The 3,241-nt window shown below is 57.8% G+C and carries 4 protein-coding genes; all 4 read right to left on the reverse strand.

The annotated features are described in order from the left end of the window. Positions 1 to 1,048 (reverse strand): protein rep (locus OKB77_RS23875; protein ID WP_270818712.1); only part of this gene is annotated, 1,048 nt, incomplete at its 3' end. 561 nt (positions 1,049 to 1,609) lie between these two features. Beyond that, on the reverse strand, positions 1,610 to 1,879 hold the full coding sequence (locus OKB77_RS23880; protein ID WP_270818713.1) for a hypothetical protein: 270 nt from the start codon (positions 1,877 to 1,879) through the stop codon (positions 1,610 to 1,612). Between the two features lie 92 nt (positions 1,880 to 1,971). Then, a complete protein-coding gene (locus OKB77_RS23885) occupies positions 1,972 to 2,178 on the reverse strand; it encodes a hypothetical protein (RefSeq protein WP_270818714.1) in 207 nt (68 codons plus the stop codon). 104 nt (positions 2,179 to 2,282) lie between these two features. Continuing rightward, entirely contained in the window at positions 2,283 to 2,552 is a 270-nt protein-coding gene (locus OKB77_RS23890) for a hypothetical protein (RefSeq protein WP_270818715.1), read from the reverse strand. Between the last annotated feature and the right edge of the window lie 689 nt (positions 2,553 to 3,241).

Raw genomic sequence — 3,241 nt, forward strand, 5'->3', positions numbered from 1 at the left:
GCCGGCGCCACTGCTCAACAGAGATATTGGCATAGTGAGATGCCTGCTCTTCATCAGGCGCTTCCGCAATAACGTCATCGGAAACTTCCTGCTCCAGCTCCAGGAGCTCACGAAGGCCAGGGCTCCACTTCAGCTGATGCTGGCTATGGAATGCCTTGGCATAGACCTTGAAGAGGCCTGCTGCACGCTCTGGGGGATAGTCTGGGTTGTCCTGGTCAAGGACGGCCCGAAGGAGACCCCATGGCGTGATGCTTCCCAACCTGCCTTGCTTGGCATGGCTCTTCGTCATCTCGTCCTCGATACCCCACTTACTGGCGTAGCTGGCAGCATAGCTACCATCCTTCACATCGATCCCATGTTCATCAGAAGGTCGGCCAAGGCCTACAGCAACACACGCCTTTTGCCAGGCAGGACGATAGACCTCAAGAAGGTCGCTCGGGGTTATGCCCTGGGAGGTGTAGACGATGAGGTGAAAATGGGGGTGCCAGCCGTGAACACGATGGGTCACTTCTCTCGCCCTGATGAAGCCATGGATCTTCTCACCAGGGAGAGCCTTCTCGAGCTTGGCGTGAAGGTTGTTCTTGCCACCGCTCATACGGCTGAGGGCTTTGGACAAGAGCTTAAGCAGCTCCTTGAGGTCATCGCCGATGCCATGGGGGATTGTCAGGGTTACCAGGTGAGAGCGCCAACCCAAGTCCTTTGCCTTGGTCTGCCCAGAGACCAGCTCGACCCTGCGGCGTTCGGAGATCTTCGCGGCGCATAGCGGGCAAGCCCACACGCTACGGCAAGTCATCAGACCCTGATAGAAGGCCCTGCCATGGACGTGACCCTTCCAGACCTCGACATGGCCAAGTTTCTCGCCCTTGGTGGGCTTGAGGTACACCATGCACTTACTCGTGAGGCTACCCCAGAGCACCTTGCTGGCTACTGACTTGAGCGCCCAGCGTTCGGCCCGAGCTTCCTCATAGGTCTTGACGAGACGGAGGGATCCATCTTTTTGGAAGGCAACGGGGATAGCTTCGCCGTCCTCGTTGTGGACGTATTTCACGGTCGGCGCTAGGGGGGGTGAAGCGAAGTTCCCAACTATACCAAGGGCGCCCCCCGCCCGCGGCCTCTCGTGCGCGCTGCGCGCATCCCGCGCGTCCTCGGTCGTAGGGCTAACTTTTCGCATGTTGCCCCCTTCTCGCTATGGAGAAGGCGGCGGAATGATGTAAGATCATATCGTCACCTGTGATGCGTTCATGAGTTGAGTGGGTGACCGTCCCCCGAAGGTGTTCGAGACCTTGCGGGGGCTTTCTTTTTCGGCGTCGGCTGCTCGTGCGCTGGCGTTCCTGCCTACTTCGTTTCGCCCTTATCCGTTAAGCGGAAATCTGGGAGACGGACAACTTTACAAATCCTACGCTGTTGATGGCCAAATGAGCAAGTTCGCGATGCGCTGAGGCGTTTGCCTCCCTCAGTGCACCGAACCCCTTAACTGCCGGTTTTGCAGGGAAGGGGGGGTTCACGTCTCGGGTTAGCATGGGCGTGTTCCGGCGCCTGCCTTACGTGAAAAATTTGACGTAAGGGGGGCGCCTTGTGGGGGCTACCGCCCCCGTTCTCTGGCACTGGCCTAGCCGATGGCCGCCCCGAACACCGCTTGCGCGATACGATCGAGCGTTGCCTGGTCGACATCGAGGGCGGGGTTTGGGTTAGCCAGGAGCAGCTTGAGGGCGGGCACATCATCCCGATTAAACGTAACAGCGACCGTAATGTCAGCCAGCTTGGCGCGGTACTTGGCTTGGCGTTCGGCCTGAGTCATGGCCTTACCGGTGCGGGGGCGACCTCTTGGCCGCTTCATGGGGAGCAGGTCTGCGGTTTGATTGTCGTTAACGTCTTTCATTTGCGGTGCCTTTAGCGTGACAGTGACGATAATTAATTATCGTCACCGTGACGCAAAAAGCAAGTTTTTAACACATTTGGTTTAGTTGGAATTTATGCAGCTGTGTTAAGAGACCATGAACGGACGAGGTCGCCCTGCAGGGCGACAAATTCGGCCTCGATGCGGTCTGACAAGACCACCATCAGGGCGGCGTGGTCATCGTCTTCGGGGATAAGGCTGGCGGCCTCGGTCAGCGCAGTGATGGCGCGTTCGAGGGCTTTGAGTTGGCGGTAAGTATCTGTAAGATCACGGTTAGTCATAGGGCCTCCTTCCAGGCTTTGTGATTAGAAGCGCCTCGGGAGGTCAGAGCCCCGGGGCGCTTTGCTATCTGATCACCTATGGGCTGAAAAATCAACCATGGCGGTCAGTGATAGTGATGGTTGCACGAATTCTCTTTCGCGTACTGCTCAAAGTCCTTGATGAACATCCATTCGGTCTCACCGGTTCGGATCCATCCACCTGGAAGGATCTTGGGCTCATTCCCGTATAGCCGCATACGAAACAAGGTTTTGCAACCCAAGCTGACCGCCATGGCCTTCGCCTCCTCGAGAGTCTTGGTGAAGGTCAGGGTCAGGCCGGTTTCGTCCAGTCCGGACTTTTCGGGGAGCAGGTACACGATTGGCGGCTTCTTCATGGGTTCCCCCTTTTTGATAACTGTTACGGTATTCAACCCAAGCAATCAGGGACTGCTCGATGGCGGACATGGATGGCGCGGGGCCGGTTTCACTGGTTGCAACATGGTGTTGCAGCTGCCCGACAACACGGGCCTCAACATCGCAAGGCTGACACCCCGCAAGCGGGGCCCCGTCAGGCTTGCGAAGTGAGGCTGATTCGGTGATCGGTCGGATGACATAACCCAACGCACGAGGGTTACCCTCTGCCGCGTTCGGCAAGGACGACTCAAGGCGCAGAGCCCTGAGCGCTCGAACTGGAGCACCAGAACTGGGAGAGTCGTCAATTTGGTCACCGTTACTAAAAATCGAAACAGTGTCCGACTTCCTAGTCGTGAGCTTCATGTTGGTAGACCGGCGACCGCCATAGCCGTCCTCGAACGTGTAGTTAGGTGCCCGCCTATCAGCAGGAGCAAAACCGGAAACCCTGCGCGGCTCCCGCTTAACGTCCAGCAAGGAGGAAGGCTGAACCTTGGGAAGGGGAAGGCTGGCAACCCTGTCTATCACTGACTGGACGAGCTGAGGGGCTGCCTCGCATGAGGTGAGCATATGGGGCTGCATCCGCCGGCGACGAAGCCGGCGCCACTGCTCAACAGAGATATTGGCATAGTGAGATGCCTGCTCTTCATCAGGCGCTTCCGCAATAACGTCA

It is taken from the genome of Aeromonas sp. Y318-3 (assembly GCF_027706185.1).
GTDB lineage: Bacteria > Pseudomonadota > Gammaproteobacteria > Enterobacterales > Aeromonadaceae > Aeromonas > Aeromonas veronii.

Excerpts from the sequence above, each read along its gene's own strand:
- OKB77_RS23880 (WP_270818713.1), bottom strand. The coding sequence starts at position 1,879 with ATGAAAGACGTTAACGACAATCAAACCGCAGACCTGCTCCCCATGAAG.
- OKB77_RS23885 (WP_270818714.1), bottom strand. The coding sequence starts at position 2,178 with ATGACTAACCGTGATCTTACAGATACTTACCGCCAACTCAAAGCCCTC.
- OKB77_RS23890 (WP_270818715.1), bottom strand. The coding sequence starts at position 2,552 with ATGAAGAAGCCGCCAATCGTGTACCTGCTCCCCGAAAAGTCCGGACTG.